Below are 16,215 nucleotides of genomic sequence, written 5' to 3' on the forward strand. Positions count from 1 at the left end.
GAGCCGCATGCCCCGCCCGCCGTCGCAGTCCCCCCACTTCTCCTCGGTCGCGGACGTCAGCAAGCGGCTGTCCACCGCCGGCTACCTGCCCGACGCCCAGATCGCGACGACGGTCTTCCTCGCCGACCGCCTCGGCAAGCCGCTGCTGGTGGAGGGGCCGGCGGGCACGGGGAAGACGGAGCTGGCCAAGGCGCTGGCCGCCGCCACCGGGTCCGAGCTCATCCGGCTGCAGTGCTACGAGGGCCTGGACGAGGCCCGCGCGCTCTACGAGTGGAACTACAAGAAGCAGCTGCTGCGCATCCAGGCGTCCCAGGCCGAGGGGGGCGCGGACTGGGACACCGTCCACGACGACATCTTCGGCGAGGAGTTCCTGCTCGCCCGCCCGCTGCTGACCGCCATCCGGCGCACGGAGCCCACCGTGCTGCTCATCGACGAGACCGACAAGGCCGACGTCGAGGTGGAGGGCCTGCTGCTCGAGGTGCTCAGCGACTTCCAGGTGACGATCCCCGAGCTGGGCACGGTGACCGCGACCCGCCGGCCGACCGTCGTCCTCACCTCCAACGCCACCCGCGAGCTCTCCGAGGCGCTCAAGCGGCGCTGCCTGTACCTGGCGCTGGACTACCCGACCGCCGAGCGGGAGCGGGAGATCGTGCTCTCCCGCGTGCCCGACCTCGCCTCGGGGCTGGCCGACCAGCTGGTCGCGACGGTGCGGGCGCTGCGCGGGCTGGAGCTGAAGAAGTCGCCGTCGATCTCGGAGACCCTCGACTGGGCGCAGACCCTGCTGGAGCTGGGGCTGGACACCCTCGACGAGCCGGCGATGGCCGCGACGCTGGGCGTGGTGCTCAAGCACGCCAGCGACCAGACCCGGGCCGCGGCCGAGCTGCGGCTGAACTGATGGGGCAGCCGGTCGCGCCGGCCCGGGAGCCCGGCGGGCTCGCCGGGCACCTGGACGGGTTCGTGCGGGCGGTCCGCGAGGCCGGCATCCCGGTCGGCATCAGCCAGGCGGTCGACGCGGCGGAGATCCTCACCGTCGTCGACCTGCTCGACCGTGAGCAGCTGCGGCACGGGCTGGCCGCGGTGCTGCTCCAGCGGGCGGCCCAGCGCGATGCCTACGACGTCCTCTTCGACCTGTGGTGGCCCCTCGGGGACCGCCCGGCGCCCGATCCCGCGGACGGCGAGGCGGGGGAGACGGGGCAGCCCACCCTCGACGTGCCCGACGACGCCGCGCTGGCCGAGCTGATGCGCGCCCAGCTGCTCGAGCTGCTCGCCGACGGCGACCCCGAGGCGCTGCGCCGGTTCGCGCGGGACGCCGTCGACCTGCTGGGCCAGGGGCAGCCGACGCCCTCGAGGCAGTCCTACTTCAGCTACCGCGTGATGCGGGCGCTCTCGCCGGACACGCTCGTCGCGCAGCTGCTCGCCGGCCTGCTCGGCGGCGGGGAGCGCGGGGGGCTGGCCGAGCAGGTCGCCCGGCAGACGGTGCGCGACCGGCTGGCGGCCTTCCGGACGGCGGTCGAGGCCGAGGTGCGCCGGCGCACGGCCGCGGAGAAGGGGCGGGACCGGGTCGCGAAGAACGCCGTCCGCCCGCTGGCCGACCAGGTCGACTTCCTGCGCGCCCAGTCGGCCGACCTCGCCGAGCTCCGGCGGTCGGTGGCCCCGCTGGCCCGCCGGCTCGCCGTCCGGCTCTCGGCCCGCCGGAGGATGGGGCGGGAGGGCCGGCTGGACTTCCGCAAGACGGTGCGCGCGTCGCTGGGTACCGGCGGGGTCCCCGTCGTCACCCACCACCGGCCGCGCAAGGTGCACAAGCCGGAACTGGTCGTGCTCTGCGACGTCAGCGGCTCGGTGGCCGGCTTCAGCCACTTCACCCTGATGCTGACGCAGGCGCTGAGGGAGCACTTCACGGGCGTGCGGGCGTTCGCGTTCGTCGACTCCACCGACGAGGTGACCCGCTTCTTCACCCCGGGGGTCGACGTCGCCGACGCCATCGCGCGGATGGGCCGGGAGGCGCAGGTGGTGGGTTTCGACGGGCACAGCGACTACGGCACCGCCCTCGAGGTGTTCGCCGACCGCTGGGCCTCGGCGGTCGGGCCGAAGACGTCGCTGCTGGTGCTCGGCGACGGGCGCACCAACTACCGGCAGCCGGGGGTACCCGTGCTGGCCGGGCTGGTGGGCAAGGCCCGGTCGGCGCACTGGCTCAACCCCGAGCCGCGCCGGCTGTGGGGCAGCGGCGACTCGGCGGCGGAGCGGTACGGCGAGGTGATCGACATGGTCGAGTGCCGCAACGCCGCCCAGCTGGCCGACTTCGTCACGACGCTCTGAAGGACGACCCCTCCGCCCCACCACGCGCGCACTCGTGGGGGGCCCTGCGAAGGGGCCGTTCCAGCAGGTCACCGGTCCTCGCGGCGCCGCGTCGCAGGACCCGGATACGCTCGGCCGGTGGCGGGACGACGAGTCGGCGTGATGGGTGGGACCTTCGACCCCATCCACCACGGGCACCTCGTGGCCGCCAGCGAGGTCGCCGGGTTGTTCGGCCTCGACGAGGTCGTGTTCGTGCCCACCGGCGAGCCCTGGCAGAAGAGCGACCGGGACGTCAGCCCCGCCGAGGACCGCTACCTCATGACCGTCATCGCGACGGCGTCCAACCCGCGGTTCTCCGTGAGCCGGGTCGACATCGACCGGGGCGGCCCGACGTACACCTACGACACCCTCACCGACCTCCAGGCCCAGCGCCCGGGCGACGAGCTCTTCTTCATCACCGGTGCCGACGCCCTCGCCCAGATCATGACCTGGCGCGACGGCGCCCGCTGCTTCGAGCTCGCCCACTTCATCGGCGTCACGCGGCCGGGGTACACGCTGGCCGACAGCCACCTGCCCGAAGGTGGGGTCAGCCTCGTGGAGATCCCCGCGCTGGCGATCAGCTCCAGCGACTGCCGGGAGCGGGTGGGCCGCGGGATGCCGGTCTGGTACCTCGTGCCCGACGGCGTCGTCCAGTACATCGAGAAGCGCGGCCTCTACCGGGGCACCGCGCGCAGGCCGGCCGTGCCCGTGCGCGACGGCCGCCCGGCGGGCGACCGCCCCACCTACGACCGCCCGCCGGCCGGGCCGGGGACCGGCCCCGACGCCTCCGGCGAGCGCACCCCACCCACGACGTCCCACCTCCAGGAGGTGCCCGAATGACCGCCTCGCCCGAGGCCCGGGAGACCGCGCTGCGCGCCGCCCAGGCCGCCGCGGACAAGCTGGCGACCGACGTCACCATCGTCGACGTCAGCGAGCGGCTGGCCATCACCGATGCGTTCGTCCTCGCGTCGGCCCCCAACGAGCGGCAGGTCCAGGCGATCGTCGACGAGGTCGAGGAGCGGCTGCGGGCGCACGGCGTGAAGCCGGTGCGCCGCGAGGGCGTCGCCGAGGCCCGCTGGGTGCTGCTGGACTTCGTCGACGTCGTGGTGCACGTCCAGCACGCGGAGGAGCGGGCCTACTACGCCCTCGAGCGGCTCTGGAAGGACTGCCCGACGATCCCGTTCACCGACGCCGACCGCCCCGCGGACGGCACGGGTGCTGCGGCCGACCCGGGGTCCGCGTCGGTCGCGGAGACGACCGGCCAGTGACGGCACCGGCCCCGCCCGAGCTGCCGGTGACCCGCCTGGTCGTCTGGCGGCACGGGCGGACCGGGTGGAACGCGGCCGGACGGTTCCAGGGGCAGCTCGACCCGCCGCTGGACGAGGTCGGGCGCGCGCAGGCGGCCCACGCCGCCCCCCACCTCGTCGCGGCCGCCGGGCTCGGGAACCGGTCCACCGCCGTGGTGGCCAGCGACCTCGGCCGCGCGGCGGACACCGCCCGGGCGCTGACCGCGCTGCTGGGCGTGCCGCTGCAGCTGGACGCGCGGCTCCGCGAGCACGGCATGGGCACCTGGGAGGGGCTCACCCGGGACGAGGTCGCCGACCGGTACCCCGAGCAGTACGCGGACTGGCTGGCCGGGCGACCGGTGCGCGGCCGCGGCGGCGAGGAGGCCCCGGCGGTCGTCGCCCGGGTGCTCGCCGCGCTCGCCGACCTGCCGCCGGCCGACGTCGCCGTGGTGGTGACCCACGGGGGCACGAGCGGCCGGATGATCGAGACGCTGCTGGAGCTGGGGCCCGACCACCGCCGGGTCTTCGGGCCGCTGGGCAACTGCGCGTGGAGCGAGCTGGCCCGGCAGAGCGGCCGGTGGCGGCTGCTGCGGCACAACGCGTCGGCCGGGCCGCTCCCCGAGGGGCTCGCCGCGCCCGGGCCGCGGCTCCGTGCCGACCCCGAGCAGGGGGCACCGGGCGCGGCCGGGGACCGGCCGGGCGACGGCCCGGCCCAGGACGCCGACGCCGCCGGCTGACCGGTCGCGCCACCACGCGCGGCCCGGTGGCACCGGGGCGGTTAGCCTCGCCGGATGCCCGTCGCCGTCCTCACCGATTCGACGGCCTACCTGCCGCGCGCGCTCGCCGCCGAGCTGGGCATCCGGGTCGTCCCGCTCTACGTCGTCCTGGCCGGCCGCTCGGGGCGGGAGGGCGAGGACATCAGCTCCGAGGACGTGGCGCGGGCGCTCTCGGCGCGCGGCCAGCGGGTGTCGACGTCGCGGCCCACGCCCGGGGACTTCGTCGCCGCCTACCGGGCCGCGCTGGACGCCGGGGCCGACCGTCTCGTGTCGGTCCACCTGTCCGCCGAGCTCTCCGGCACCTGGGACGCCGCCCGCGTCGCCGCCTCCCAGGTGGGCGAGCACATCGTCTCCGTCGTCGACTCCCGCTCGGCGGCGATGGGCACCGGCTTCGCCGTGCTCGAGGCCGCGCGCGCGGCCGCGGCCGGCGCCGACGGCGACACGGTGCAGCGCATCGCGGTGGACGCCGCCGCGCGCACCCGGACGCTGTTCGTGGTGGACACGCTGGAGCACCTGCGGCGCGGCGGGCGGATCGGCTCGGCCGCCGCGGTCCTCGGGTCGGCGCTCGCGGTCAAGCCGGTGCTGCACGTGGTCGACGGCCGGGTCGTGCCGCTGGAGAAGGTGCGCACCTCGACGCGGGCGCTGGCCCGCCTGGTCCAGCACGTCGTGGAGCACGCCGGCGAGCGCGAGGTGTCGCTGGCCGTGCACCACCTGGCGGCGGCCGAGCGCGCCGACCGGCTGGTGACCGAGCTGCGGGCACGCGTACCCCGGCTGCGTGACCTGCACGTGAGCGAGCTCGGTGCCGCGATCGGCGCGCACGTGGGCCCCGGCGCGGTCGGGGTCGTGCTCTGCACGGCTCCGGAGCCGGCGGACGGCGGGGAGGCGGAGGGCGCGGGCTGACCGCGGGCGGGGCTGCACCGGCACAGGCTGCCGCGAGCCCCGCCGACCGGGCCCCTCGTCGTCCACAGCCGGGGTGCTCCTCCACAGGTCCGGCGTGACCGGGCGCGGCCGCCCTCGGGCTCCCTAGCGTCGCCGGGGTGCGCCTCCTAGCCCGCCGCGACGACGACGCCGACGTCATCCGCGCCCGGCTGCGCGCCGTCCTGGCCGAACCCCGGCCGGCCGCGGATGGCTGGCTGCCCGACGACGAGGACGGGCCCGGGTGGCCGGCCGACGACCGGATCACGGTGCCGGTGGAGGTCCCCACCCCGGAGACCCGGCCGGCCGGCGGGGGGCGGCACCGCGCACCCGGCACGACACCGCGCTGGGACGCCGGCCGCGGAGGCAGCCGCGCCGTCTGGACGGCCGCCGCCGTGGCGGTCCTGCTCCTGCTCGCCTGGACGTGGGCGCAGCGGCCGCAGGTCCAGCCGGCGGCCGCGCCCCTGCCGGTGCCCTCCGCCCCGAGCAGCGCACCGGCCGATGGGCCGCCGGTGGGGGAGGTGGCCGCCACGACCGCGCCCGTGGTGGTCGCGGTGGTGGGTCTGGTGACGCTGCCGGCCGGTGCGCGGGTAGCGGACGCCGTCGCGGCCGCCGGCGGGCTGCTGCCGGACGCCGACCCGGCCTCGGTGAACCTGGCCGCACCGCTCTCCGACGGGCAGCAGGTCGCGGTCGGGGTGCCGGGGGCGGCGGCCGGTGGACCCCCCGCGTCGGCGGGGTCCGGTGCTGCGGCGCCCGGGGGCCGGTTGGACCTGAACACGGCCGGGGTCGCCGAGCTCGACGCGCTCCCGGGCATCGGACCGGTCCTCGCGCAGCGGATCGTCGACCACCGCAGCCGCGTCGGGGCCTTCGGCAGCGTCGAGGAGCTCGACGAGGTCCCGGGCATCGGCCCGGCCAAGGCAGCGGAGCTCGCCGACCTGGTGCAGGTGTGAGCCCCGCGCCCGAGCGCCGGCGGGTGCTGGACCTGCGGCTGTGGCCGCTCGCGGCCGCGGTGTGGGCGACGGGCCTCGTGGCGCCCCACCTGCGGTGGCCCGCGCTGGCGCTGGTCGGCGGTGCTGCGCTCGCCGCGGCGGTGCTGCTCGCCCGCGCCCGGGTGGCGACGGCGACCGTCGTCCTCGTGGTGCTGGCCGGGGTCGCGGTCGGCTCCGGCACGGCGGCCGTGCGGGGAGCCGCCCGCGATGCCTCGCCGCTGCGGGCGGCGGCCCAGGCCGGCGGGACCGCGGACGTGGTCCTCACCGTGCGGTCCGACCCGCAGGTGCTGGCCGGCGGGGGCCGGCCGCGGGTGCTGCTGGAGGCCGACGTCACGGCACTGGACCACGGCGGCGTCGGGCACCGCCTGGACGACGCCGTGCTGGTCTTCGCGCCCGCCGGCGGCTGGTCCGGGCTGCTGCCCGGGCAGCAGCTGCGGGTGCGGGCGGATCTGGCGCCGCCCGGGCCCGGCGACGACGTGGTGGCGGTGCTGTCGGTCCGCGGCCCACCGGAGGCGGTCGGCGCGCCGGGGGCGGTGCAGCGGGTGGCCGGCGATCTGCGGCACTCGCTGGGTGCCGCGTCGGAACGGGTGCTCGACGACCGGGCGGGCGGCCTGCTGCCGGGTCTGGTGGTCGGTGACACCAGCCGGATGGACCCGGTGCTGGAGGAGGAGTTCCGGCGGGCGGGCCTCGCCCACCTGACCGCCGTCTCCGGGGCGAACGTGGCGATCGTGGTCGCCGGGGTGCTCCGGCCGCTGCGGCGCCGGGCGGTCGACCGGCGGGTGCAGGCGCTGGTGGGCGTGCTGGCGCTGGTCGGTTTCGTGGTGCTGGCCCGGCCGAGCGCGAGCGTGCTCCGGGCGGCCGCCATGGGCACCGTCACGCTGCTCGCCCTCGCGTCGGGCCGGTCGCGCGCGGCGCTGCCGGCGCTCGGCGCGGCGGTGACCGTGCTGCTCCTGGTCGAACCGGGCCTGGCGAGGGACCCGGGGTTCACGCTGTCGGTGGTGGCGACCGCGGCCATCGTGCTGCTGGCCCCACCGTGGTCGCGGCGGCTCCGCGGGCACGGCTGGCCCGCGTGGCCCGCCGACGCGGTGGCCGTGAGCGCGGCCGCCGGGCTCGCGACCGCACCGGTGATCGCCGGGCTGACCGGCACGGTGAGCCTGGTGTCGCTGCCGGCGAACCTGCTGGCCGCGCCGGCCGTGCCGGCGGCGACGGTCCTCGGGCTGCTGGCCGCCCCGGCCGGGCTGGTGCTGCCGCGGGCCGGTGACGCGCTGGTCGGGCTCGCCGGGTGGCCGGTGCGCTGGATCGTACTGGTGGCCGAGCGGGCCGCCGCGGTGCCCGACGCCGTCGCCGGCTGGCCGCCGGGCACGGTGGGCGCCCTGCTGCTCGCGCTCCTCCTGCTGGTCGCCGGGTGCCTGCTGTGGCGCATCCCGCGGGCGCGGCCGCTCGCGCTGGCGGCCCTGGTCGGGTTGGTCGTGGTGGGCTGGCCGCTGCGCCAGGGCCTCGACGGCTGGCCGCCGGCCGGGGCGCTGCTGGTGGCCTGCGACGTGGGGCAGGGCGACGGGCTCGTGCTGCCGCTGGGCGCCGGGCAGGGGGTGCTGGTCGACGCCGGCCCGGACCCGGCGCCCATCGACCGCTGCCTGGACCGGCTGGGCATCGACGCGCTGCCCCTCGTGCTGCTCTCGCACCTGGATGCCGACCACGTCGGGGGGCTCCCCGGCGCGCTCGGCGGCCGCACGGTGGGGGTGGTGGCCACCGGCACCCTGTCCCCGGCGGACGACCGCGCACCGGGCGTCGACGCCCTCGTCCGGCGCACCGGAGGCACCCGCGAGGTGCTGGTCCCGGGCGACCGCCGCGGCGTGGGCGGGGTGGCGGTCGACGTGCTCGCACCCGAGCCGCGTCGGGCCACCGCGGCGGCCGACCCCAACGGGCTGTCCCTGGTCGCCCGGGTGACCGTCGGTGGGCTCCGGGTGCTGCTCACCGGCGACATCGGCGCCGACGAGGAGGCTGCCCTGCTCCGCGACGGCGCCGACCTGCGGGCCGACGTGCTGAAGGTGCCCCACCACGGCAGCGGGGACGCCGACCCGGGGTTCCTCGCCGCCACCGGGGCGCGGACCGCGATCGTCTCCGTCGGGGCCGGCAACGGCTACGGGCACCCGGCGCCGCGGCTGCTGGACTGGCTGGCCGATGCCGGCGCCCGGGTGCACCGCACCGACCGGGACGGCGACGTCGCGGTGGTCGGCGCGGCCGGTGGCTGGGGGGTGGCCGCCCGCGGCACCGACGCCGGCGGCCAGGCAGCACCGCCCGGGCCCGTGCTCCCGGACACCCTGCCGGACCCCCTGCCGGACGCCCTCCCGGCGGCCCGGGCGGTGGCCGTGGACCGTCGGTGGCGCGTGGCACCATGCGGGGGTGCCTGCTGCCGCCGTCGAGCCCACGTCCCGCCTGCGGGTGGTGGTGGGCGAGGAGGAGCTGCTGCGCTCCCGGGCCGTCGCGGCCGTGCGCCGGGCGGTGCTCGCCCGCCACCCCGACGGCGAGGTGCACGAGCTGGCCGCGATGGGGCTGCCGGTGGGCGAGCTGGCCGACGTGCTGGCGCCGTCGCTGTTCGGCGGTCACCGGCTCGTCGTCGTCACCGGGGTGCAGGAGGCGGCGTCGGCGCTCGCCGACGCGCTCACCGGTTACGCGAAGGTCCCCGATCCCGACCTGACGCTGGTGGTCGTGCACGCCGGCGGCAAGCGGAACGAGGCGCTGGTCAAGGCGTTCAAAGCCGCCGGGGCCGCCGTCGACGAGTGCCCCAAGGTCTCCTCCGTCGGTGACCGGATCGCGTTCGTGCGCAACGAGGTGCGCCAGCTGGGTGGCCGGATCACCCCGGACGCGGTCACGGCGCTGGTCGACGCGATCGGCGCCGACCTGCGGTCGCTCTCGGCCGCCGCCGGCCAGCTCGTGTCCGACTTCGGCGGGAGCATCGACGCCGACGACGTGGCCCGCTTCCACCGCGGCCAGGCCGAGGTCACCGGCTTCACCGTGGCCGAACGGGTGCTGACCGGGGACCGCGCCGGTTCCATCGAGATGCTGCGCTGGGCGCTGGAGCGCGGGGTCGCGCACGTGCTCATCGCCGACGCCATCGCCGACGGCGTCCGCACCGCGGCGCGGGTGGCGTCGCTGAGCTCCAGCAACGTCGGCGACCTCGCCCGCACGCTGAAGATGCCGCCGTGGAAGGTGAAGAAGGCCCAGGCGCAGGCGCGCGGCTGGAGCATCGAGGGGCTGCAGCAGGCCCTGGGCGTGGCGGCCGACCTCAACGCCGACGTCAAGGGGGTCGCGGCCAGCGCCGACTACGCGCTCGAGCGGGCGATCCGGCGGATCGTCACCATCCGGGCGGAGACGGGTCGCGGCCGGGTGCGCACCGGCCGCTGACCGGCGCCGGTCGGCTGGGGGGACTGCTCAGCGGGGGGAGAGGCGGGTCGCCGGGTCCAGGCACCACTGCTCGACGGCGGGCCACCGCCCGTACCCGGCCTCGGGGTCGAGGTGCGCCTGGCCCGGCAGCAGGTCGGTCTCGACGCCGAGCGCCCCGTAGACGGGCACCGCGCCGGCGCCGGGCCAGTACGGGTCGTCGTCGCTCGCCACCAGGCGCACCGACGCGGCAGCGTGGCACAGCGCGTCCGCATCGGGGCGGATCGCGGCGAAGGCGGCCACCTCCGGGTGGCCGGCCAGCACCTCGGGCGCCGGCGGGGCCACCAGCAGCACCCGGTCCACCCGCTCGGCCGGAGCCAGCAGCGAGGCCGTGTGCTGCCACAGCGGCACGGCGAGCGAGTGCGCGACGACGACGCGCTCCCCGTCGCCCAGCTGGGCCAGCTCGGCACGCAGCAGCTCGCTCCAGGTGGCGAGCACCGGCCGGTCGGGCTCGGGGAACTGCGGGTACAGGACCAGCTCGCCGGCGCGGCGCAGGGACTCCACCAGCTGCCACTGCCAGTGGTGCGCGGGCCGGTGGTTCTGCCACCCGTGCAGGACGAGGAAGCGGCGGCCGGGGGAGGTCACGGGCGGTCCTTCGGGGCGTGCTGCGGGCGGGCGGGAACGCGACGAGCCCCCGTCCCGCGAGGGGAGGGGGCTCGTCGTCGAGCGGGTGCGCCCGGTGGGCGCGGCCCGGTCAGAGACCGGCGGTGAGCTTCGCCAGACCCGACTTGCGGTTGGCGGCCTGGTTCTTGTGGATGACGCCCTTGCTGGCGGCCTTGTCCAGCTGCTTGGCGGCGGCCTGGTAGGCGGCGGTCGCGGCCGCGGCGTCCCCCGACTCGGCGGCGGTGCGCACCCGCCGGACGGCCGTCTTCAGGGCGGACTTGACGGCAACGTTGCGCTGGCGCGCCTTCTCGTTGGTCTTGATCCGCTTCATCTGGGACTTGATGTTCGCCACGCGTGAGCCTCGGTGTCTCGACAGGAGGGAGTTCTTCTGACAGTCGTTCGTGCGTCCGGGCGGCGTGCGCCACAGGACCGGCCTGCAAAGATACCAGCGCCCCGTCGGCAGCCCCAACCCGCCGTCCGGCGACGTCCGGCACATCCGGCACGACGCGGCGGTCCCGCCCGCCTACGACCCGGGGCGCGGACGTGGGACGATGGCGGCACTGTGACGACTCCTGCTGCCACCGACCCGGCCCGCATCCGGAACTTCTGCATCATCGCCCACATCGACCACGGCAAGTCGACGCTGGCCGACCGGATGCTGGAAGTCACCGGGATCATCGAGGCACGGCAGATGCGCGCCCAGTACCTCGACCGCATGGACATCGAGCGTGAGCGCGGCATCACCATCAAGGCGCAGAACGTCCGCCTGCCGTGGACCGTCGGGGACACCGAGTACGTCCTCGACATGATCGACACCCCGGGGCACGTCGACTTCACCTACGAGGTGTCCCGGTCGCTGGCCGCCTGCGAGGGGGCGGTCCTGCTGGTCGACGCCGCCCAGGGCATCGAGGCGCAGACGCTGGCCAACCTGTACCTGGCGCTGGAGAACGACCTCACGATCATCCCGGTCCTCAACAAGATCGACCTGCCCGCGGCGCAGCCCGAGAAGTACGCCGCCGAGATCGCCCACATCATCGGCTGCGACCCGGACGACGTCCTCCGGGTCAGCGGCAAGACCGGTGAGGGCGTCCCCGCGCTGCTCGACCGCATCGTGCAGGAGATCCCGGCCCCGGTCGGCGACGCCGACGCCCCCGCCCGCGCGATGATCTTCGACTCCGTCTACGACATCTACCGCGGCGTCATCACCTACGTCCGGGTGGTCGACGGCAAGATCTCCTCGCGCGAGCGGATCAAGATGATGTCCACCGGTGCCACGCACGAGCTCCTGGAGATCGGGGTGATCTCGCCCGAGCCGAAGCCGGTCGAGGGCCTCAGCGTCGGCGAGGTGGGCTACTTCATCACCGGGGTGAAGGACGTCCGCCAGTCCCGGGTCGGTGACACCGTCACCCTGCAGCACAAGCCGGCGGCCGAGCCGATCGGCGGCTACAGCGACCCGAAGCCGATGGTGTACTCCGGCCTCTACCCGATCGACGGCAGCGACTACCCGCTGCTGCGCGAGGCGCTGGACAAGCTGCTGCTCAACGACGCCGCGCTCACCTACGAGCCCGAGACGTCGGCGGCCCTGGGCTTCGGCTTCCGCGTCGGCTTCCTCGGCCTGCTGCACCTGGAGATCGTCCGCGAGCGGCTGGAGCGCGAGGCCGGGATCAGCCTGATCTCCACCGCGCCGAACGTCGTCTACCGCGTGGTCATGGAGGACCGCTCCGAGATCACGGTGACCAACCCGAGCGACTGGCCCGAGGGCAAGATCGACACCGTCTACGAGCCGATCGTCAACGCCACCATCATCGCGCCCAGCGACTACACCGGCGCCATCATGGAGCTCTGCCAGAGCCGGCGCGGCCAGCTCGGCGGGATGGACTACCTGTCGGAGTCCCGGGTCGAGCTGCGCTACACGCTGCCCCTCGGCGAGATCATCTTCGACTTCTTCGACGCGTTGAAGTCGCGCACCCGCGGCTACGCCTCGCTGGACTACCAGGAGGCCGGCGAGCAGGAGTCCGCCCTGGTCAAGGTGGACATCCTGCTCCAGGGCGAGGCCGTCGACGCGTTCAGCGCGATCGTGCACAAGGACAAGGCCTACAGCTACGGCGTCATGATGGCCGGCAAGCTGCGCGAGCTCATCCCGCGGCAGCAGTTCGAGGTGCCCATCCAGGCCGCCGTCGGCTCGCGGGTCATCGCCCGCGAGACCGTGCGCGCCATCCGCAAGGACGTCCTCGCCAAGTGCTACGGCGGTGACATCACCCGCAAGCGGAAGCTGCTGGAGAAGCAGAAGGAGGGCAAGAAGCGGATGAAGATGGTCGGCCGCGTCGAGGTCCCGCAGGAGGCCTTCGTGGCGGCGCTCTCCACGAACGAGTCCACCGCCTCCAAGAAGTGACCGCGCGGATCGCCGCCCGGAGCGCCGCCGCGGTGTGACCCCGGCGCGCTAGTGTCCGCCGCGACGGCCGGGGGAGTCCCGCCGCGACGGGAGGACGTCATGCTGCTGCGCCGGACGGGCGCGCCGCTGCTGGCGCTGGCCCTGCTGGCCGGTCCCGTGCTCGCCGCCTGCGGCTCCGAGGAGCCCGCCGAGTCGGCGACCGCCCTGCTCGCGCGGGCCAAGCAGACCCTCGATGGGGCGGAGACCGTGCACTTCGTGCTGGGCAGCGAGGGGGCGCCGAGCACCGGCACCGTGCTGGTGGGCGGGGAGGGCGACATGGCCCGCCCGGCATCCTTCGACGGCACGCTGCAGGTGCTGGCGGCCGGGGCGAGCCTCGACCTGGAGGTCGTGTCGGTCGGCGGCACCGTCTACGCGCAGCTGCCCTTCACCAGCGGCTTCAGCGTCATCGACCCGGCGCAGTTCGGCATCGGCGACCCCGGCGCCCTGCTCGACCCGGAGACCGGCATCTCGCAGCTGCTCGTCGAGGCGGAGGGCGCCGAGCTGGGGGAGGAGCGCCGGGTGGAGGGCGCGGTGGTCCGTGAGGTCACCGCCGAGCTGCCCGGTGACCTGGTGCAGCAGCTCCTCACCAGCCAGGACCCGGAGCAGCCGGTGCAGGCCCGGTTCTCCGTCGCCACCGACAGCGGCGAGCTGCGCCGCGCCGAGCTGACCGGCCCGTTCTTCGAGGCCGGTACCGACGCCACCTACATCCTCGAGCTCAGCGACTTCGGGGCCGATGTCGAGATCAGCGCACCGGCCACCGGCTGAGCCCGGCGCCCGGGCGGTCCCGGGTCTCGCCGCGATCGTCCTCGCCACCCTCGCCGTGCTCGTCACGGCGGCCGACACCTACGTCGTCGTCCTCGCCCTCCCCGACATCCTCACCGGCGTCGGGGTGGGGCTGGACGAGCTGCAGAGGGCGACGCCCATCGTCGGCGGCTTCCTGCTCGGGTACACCGCGACGCTGCCGCTGCTGGGCCGGCTGGCCGACCTGCGCGGGCGGGCCCCGGTGCTCGTCGGCTGCCTGCTGCTGTTCGCCCTCGGCTCGCTGCTGACGGCGACGGCGGAGACGCTCGGCCCGGCCGTCGCCGGGCGCGGTCTGCAGGGCATCGGCGCGGGCGGGCTGGTGCCGGCCACGCTGGCGCTGGTCGCCGACCGGTGGTCACCCGAGCGCCGGGCGGTCCCGCTCGGCGTGGTGGGCGCCGTGCAGGAGGCCGGCGCGGTGCTCGGTCCGCTGGCGGGTGCCGCCGTGCTCGCGGTGGCGGACTGGCGCGCCATCTTCTGGCTCAACCTGCTGCTCGGGGTGGCGCTGGCGGTGGGCGTCGTCGTCACCGGGCGGGTCCGCCGGCCCGACCCGGTCGGGCTCGGGCTCGCCGCGCTCACGGTCCTCGCGCTGGGGCTGCTGCTGGCCGAGCCGCCCGCGCTGGCCGAGGACGTCACCCTCGGCCTGCTCTGGGTCCCGCTGCTGGACCGATCGGCGTGGACGGGGCCCCTGCTGCTGGTCACCGTCGTGCTGGGGGTGCTCCTGGTCGCGCGCAGCCTGGCGCAGCCTGCGGGCGCGGTGCTGCCGCTGGGCGGGCTCGGCCGGCTGGCGCGGGAGGTGGACGTCGTCGGCTCGCTGCTCGCCGTCGTCGCGCTCGGCGCCCTGGTGTGGGCTTTCGCCGCCGCCGACCCGGCCCGCGAGGTGGTCGCCCACGGGTGGGTGCTGCTGCCGCTGGCCGCCCTCGCCGGCGTCCTGTTCGTGCTGCACGAGCGGCGCGCCGTCGCACCGGTGCTGCCGCTCGCCGCGCTCCGGCCGGTGGGGGCGTGGGGGGCGCTGGTGGTGAACCTCTTCGTGGGCGCCGCCCTGGTCGCCGCGCTCGTCGACGTCCCCCTGTTCGCGCGCGCGACCACGACGCCGGGCGACCAGCTCGGTGCGGCCCTGGTGCTCCTGCGGCTGCTGGTCGCCGTGCCGGTCGGGGCGGTGACCGGGGGCTGGCTGTGCCGGGTGGTCGCCCCCCGCGTCGTCGCCGGCGCCGGGATGGCCCTGGCGGCGGCCGCCTTCGCCGCGATGACGGGGTGGGACGAGCGGTCGCTGGACGGGGCGTGGTCGACCGCCGTCCTGGTCGCGGCGGGGCTCGGGTTCGGCCTCGCGATCGCGCCGGTCAACGCGGTGCTGCTGGCCGTCACCCCGCCGCGGGTGCACGGGAGCGCCAGCTCGCTGGCCGTCGTGGCCCGGACCGTCGGCATGCTGGCCGGCTTGTCGCTGCTGACGGCCGTGGCGCTGCGCCGGTTCACGGCCGAGGTGGCGGCCATCGGCAGCCCCGTGGAGCTGTGCCCCGCGAGCCCGGCCGACTGCCCGGCGTACGACGCCGCCACCGAGGCGGCGGTGCTGACCCAGCTGCACACCGTCTTCGCCGGGGCCGCGGTCGCGGCCGCGCTGGCCGCGGCGGCCGCCCTGCTCCTGCTGCGCGGCGCGCCGGTCAGGAGTCCAGCGCGAGCCTGAGGTCGTCGCGCAGCGCCGGGACGTCCGCGCCGCGGTCGTGCAGCACTCCATGGCCAGCCCCCTGCCCCTCGCGGATCGGGCCGAGTGCGATGTGCCCGTCGGTGAGGGTGCGCGACTCGGGGGCGAGAGCCTCGCGCTGCGCGAGCCCCAGCACCTTTTCTGGCCCGCGGGGCGAAGGGGATGTGCCCGCCGGGTGAGCTGCCTCGTGGGCCGTCGAGCGCGCCGGGTCCGGACTCCTCTCGACCCGGCCCCGGGCGGCGTCCAGGTCAGTCCCTCCGTCGGAGCGGCCCGCGACCGCCCGCGTGCTTCTTGTGCACCGCCTGGCGGCTGACGCCCAGCTCCTGCGCGATCTGCTCCCACGTCCAGCCCAGGTCGCGGGCGTTGCCGACCTGGAGCGCCTCGAGCCGCTCGACGAGGACCCGCAGGGAGCGCACCGCGGCGAGCCCCACCGCCGGGTCCTCGCTGCCGGCCGCCGTGGCCACCTGCGCCGCGTCCGCCACGGCTGTCGACCCAAGGTGCGCGCGGCCCCGATGTCAACCGCAATTGACACGTGCGATGGTGGAGGGGAGCCGCCTTCCCGGCTCCCGGACGAGCGGTGCCGTACCCGGTGTGCGACAAGACGGCGCCAGAGGGGCCCGCGATGTCGTGGTTGGTGCTGGTGCTGTCCGGGGTGCTGGAGGCGGTGTGGGCGGCGGCGCTCGACCGGTCCCACGGGTTCACCCGGCTGGTGCCCTCGGTGGTCTTCGGTGTCGCCCTGGTCGCGAGCATGGGCGGGCTCGCCTTCGCCATGCGCGAGCTGCCGCTGGGCACCGCCTACGCGGTGTGGGTGGGCATCGGCGCGGTGCTGACCGTCGCCTACGCGATGGTCACCGGCGTGGAGCCGGTGTCACTGGTGCGGGTGCTGCTGCTGGCCGGCATCGTCGGCTGCGTCGTCGGCCTCAAGATCGTGCACTGACGGTGG

At 76.3% G+C, this 16,215-nt stretch carries 16 protein-coding genes, 1 pseudogene and 1 riboswitch; of the genes and pseudogenes, 13 read left to right on the forward strand and 4 right to left on the reverse strand.

The features are described 5' to 3' along the window. Nucleotides 1–7: 7 nt before the first annotated feature. From E9549_RS09525 to holA, 9 genes and pseudogenes are all read left to right on the forward strand, one after another. Nucleotides 8–895 (forward strand): MoxR family ATPase, encoded by an 888-nt coding sequence (locus tag E9549_RS09525; protein WP_236826304.1) that lies wholly within the window; start codon nt 8–10, stop codon nt 893–895. Beyond that, on the forward strand, nt 895–2,316 hold the full coding sequence (locus tag E9549_RS09530) for a VWA domain-containing protein (RefSeq protein ID WP_236826305.1): 1,422 nt from the start codon (nt 895–897) through the stop codon (nt 2,314–2,316). Before E9549_RS09525 ends, E9549_RS09530 begins: the two co-directional genes overlap by 1 nt. A gap of 117 nt (nt 2,317–2,433) precedes the next feature. Continuing rightward, entirely contained in the window at nt 2,434–3,174 is a 741-nt protein-coding gene (nadD, locus tag E9549_RS09535; protein WP_236826306.1) for a nicotinate-nucleotide adenylyltransferase, read from the forward strand. Continuing rightward, nucleotides 3,171–3,602: a ribosome silencing factor gene (gene rsfS, locus E9549_RS09540; RefSeq protein ID WP_236826307.1), complete on the forward strand. Its 432-nt coding sequence runs from the start codon at nt 3,171–3,173 to the stop codon at nt 3,600–3,602. The genes nadD and rsfS overlap by 4 nt, the downstream gene beginning before the upstream one ends. After that, on the forward strand, nt 3,599–4,357 hold the full coding sequence (locus E9549_RS09545) for a histidine phosphatase family protein (RefSeq protein ID WP_236826308.1): 759 nt from the start codon (nt 3,599–3,601) through the stop codon (nt 4,355–4,357). The genes rsfS and E9549_RS09545 overlap by 4 nt, the downstream gene beginning before the upstream one ends. Before the next feature lie 54 nt (nt 4,358–4,411). After that, nucleotides 4,412–5,296, forward strand: coding sequence for a DegV family protein (locus E9549_RS09550; RefSeq protein WP_236826309.1), 885 nt, complete (start codon nt 4,412–4,414; stop codon nt 5,294–5,296). A gap of 137 nt (nt 5,297–5,433) precedes the next feature. Beyond that, nucleotides 5,434–6,261, forward strand: coding sequence for a ComEA family DNA-binding protein (locus E9549_RS09555; RefSeq protein WP_236826310.1), 828 nt, complete (start codon nt 5,434–5,436; stop codon nt 6,259–6,261). 77 nt (nt 6,262–6,338) lie between these two features. Then, nucleotides 6,339–8,354 (forward strand): annotated as a pseudogene (locus E9549_RS09560) (ComEC/Rec2 family competence protein); the annotation flags it as partial. Between the two features lie 127 nt (nt 8,355–8,481). After that, entirely contained in the window at nt 8,482–9,705 is a 1,224-nt protein-coding gene (gene holA, locus E9549_RS24465; RefSeq protein WP_374201429.1) for a DNA polymerase III subunit delta, read from the forward strand. A gap of 27 nt (nt 9,706–9,732) precedes the next feature. On the opposite strand, the gene E9549_RS09570 is transcribed toward holA, so the two are convergent. Both E9549_RS09570 and rpsT read right to left on the reverse strand, forming a co-directional pair. Beyond that, complete coding sequence (locus tag E9549_RS09570) at nt 9,733–10,326, reverse strand: alpha/beta hydrolase (protein ID WP_236826313.1); 594 nt, start codon at nt 10,324–10,326, stop codon at nt 9,733–9,735. Nucleotides 10,327–10,435: 109 nt separating this feature from the next. Continuing rightward, nucleotides 10,436–10,696, reverse strand: a complete 261-nt coding sequence (gene rpsT, locus E9549_RS09575) for a 30S ribosomal protein S20 (protein ID WP_236826314.1) — start codon at nt 10,694–10,696, stop codon at nt 10,436–10,438. Between the two features lie 210 nt (nt 10,697–10,906). On the opposite strand from rpsT, the gene lepA reads away from it, so the two are divergent. The 3 genes from lepA (at nt 10,907) to E9549_RS09590 (ending at nt 15,254) form a co-directional block, all read left to right on the forward strand. After that, nucleotides 10,907–12,736, forward strand: coding sequence for a translation elongation factor 4 (gene lepA / locus E9549_RS09580; RefSeq protein WP_236826315.1), 1,830 nt, complete (start codon nt 10,907–10,909; stop codon nt 12,734–12,736). A 99-nt stretch (nt 12,737–12,835) separates the two neighbouring features. Continuing rightward, a complete protein-coding gene (locus E9549_RS09585; protein ID WP_236826316.1) occupies nt 12,836–13,540 on the forward strand; it encodes an LppX_LprAFG lipoprotein in 705 nt (234 codons plus the stop codon). Then, nucleotides 13,509–15,254, forward strand: a complete 1,746-nt coding sequence (locus tag E9549_RS09590) for an MFS transporter (protein ID WP_236826317.1) — start codon at nt 13,509–13,511, stop codon at nt 15,252–15,254. The genes E9549_RS09585 and E9549_RS09590 overlap by 32 nt, the downstream gene beginning before the upstream one ends. Here the strand turns inward: E9549_RS09590 and E9549_RS09595 are convergent. Together E9549_RS09595 and E9549_RS09600 are read right to left on the reverse strand one after the other, a co-directional pair. Continuing rightward, nucleotides 15,232–15,408: a hypothetical protein gene (locus E9549_RS09595; protein WP_236826318.1), complete on the reverse strand. Its 177-nt coding sequence runs from the start codon at nt 15,406–15,408 to the stop codon at nt 15,232–15,234. The genes E9549_RS09590 and E9549_RS09595 overlap by 23 nt on opposite strands. A gap of 112 nt (nt 15,409–15,520) precedes the next feature. Continuing rightward, nucleotides 15,521–15,754 carry a helix-turn-helix domain-containing protein gene (locus E9549_RS09600; RefSeq protein WP_236826319.1) on the reverse strand — a complete coding sequence of 78 codons (234 nt, stop codon included), beginning with the start codon at nt 15,752–15,754 and terminating at the stop codon, nt 15,521–15,523. Nucleotides 15,755–15,817: 63 nt separating this feature from the next. After that, nucleotides 15,818–15,883, forward strand: a riboswitch (guanidine-III (ykkC-III) riboswitch). An 11-nt stretch (nt 15,884–15,894) separates the two neighbouring features. Here E9549_RS09600 and E9549_RS09605 point away from each other — a divergent pair. After that, entirely contained in the window at nt 15,895–16,209 is a 315-nt protein-coding gene (locus tag E9549_RS09605; protein WP_236826320.1) for a multidrug efflux SMR transporter, read from the forward strand. Nucleotides 16,210–16,215 lie beyond the last annotated feature (6 nt).

Origin of the sequence: Blastococcus sp. MG754426 (genome assembly GCF_021699055.1) — a bacterium.
In the GTDB taxonomy this organism is placed as follows: Bacteria; Actinomycetota; Actinomycetes; order Mycobacteriales; family Geodermatophilaceae; genus Blastococcus.

Excerpts from the sequence above, each read along its gene's own strand:
- holA (WP_374201429.1), top strand. The coding sequence starts at position 8,482 with ATGCCGGCGCCCGGGTGCACCGCACCGACCGGGACGGCGACGTCGCGG.
- E9549_RS09530 (WP_236826305.1), top strand. The coding sequence starts at position 895 with ATGGGGCAGCCGGTCGCGCCGGCCCGGGAGCCCGGCGGGCTCGCCGGG.
- E9549_RS09590 (WP_236826317.1), top strand. The coding sequence starts at position 13,509 with ATGTCGAGATCAGCGCACCGGCCACCGGCTGAGCCCGGCGCCCGGGCG.
- rsfS (WP_236826307.1), top strand. The coding sequence starts at position 3,171 with ATGACCGCCTCGCCCGAGGCCCGGGAGACCGCGCTGCGCGCCGCCCAG.
- E9549_RS09525 (WP_236826304.1), top strand. The coding sequence starts at position 8 with ATGCCCCGCCCGCCGTCGCAGTCCCCCCACTTCTCCTCGGTCGCGGAC.
- E9549_RS09605 (WP_236826320.1), top strand. The coding sequence starts at position 15,895 with ATGTCGTGGTTGGTGCTGGTGCTGTCCGGGGTGCTGGAGGCGGTGTGG.
- E9549_RS09585 (WP_236826316.1), top strand. The coding sequence starts at position 12,836 with ATGCTGCTGCGCCGGACGGGCGCGCCGCTGCTGGCGCTGGCCCTGCTG.
- E9549_RS09550 (WP_236826309.1), top strand. The coding sequence starts at position 4,412 with ATGCCCGTCGCCGTCCTCACCGATTCGACGGCCTACCTGCCGCGCGCG.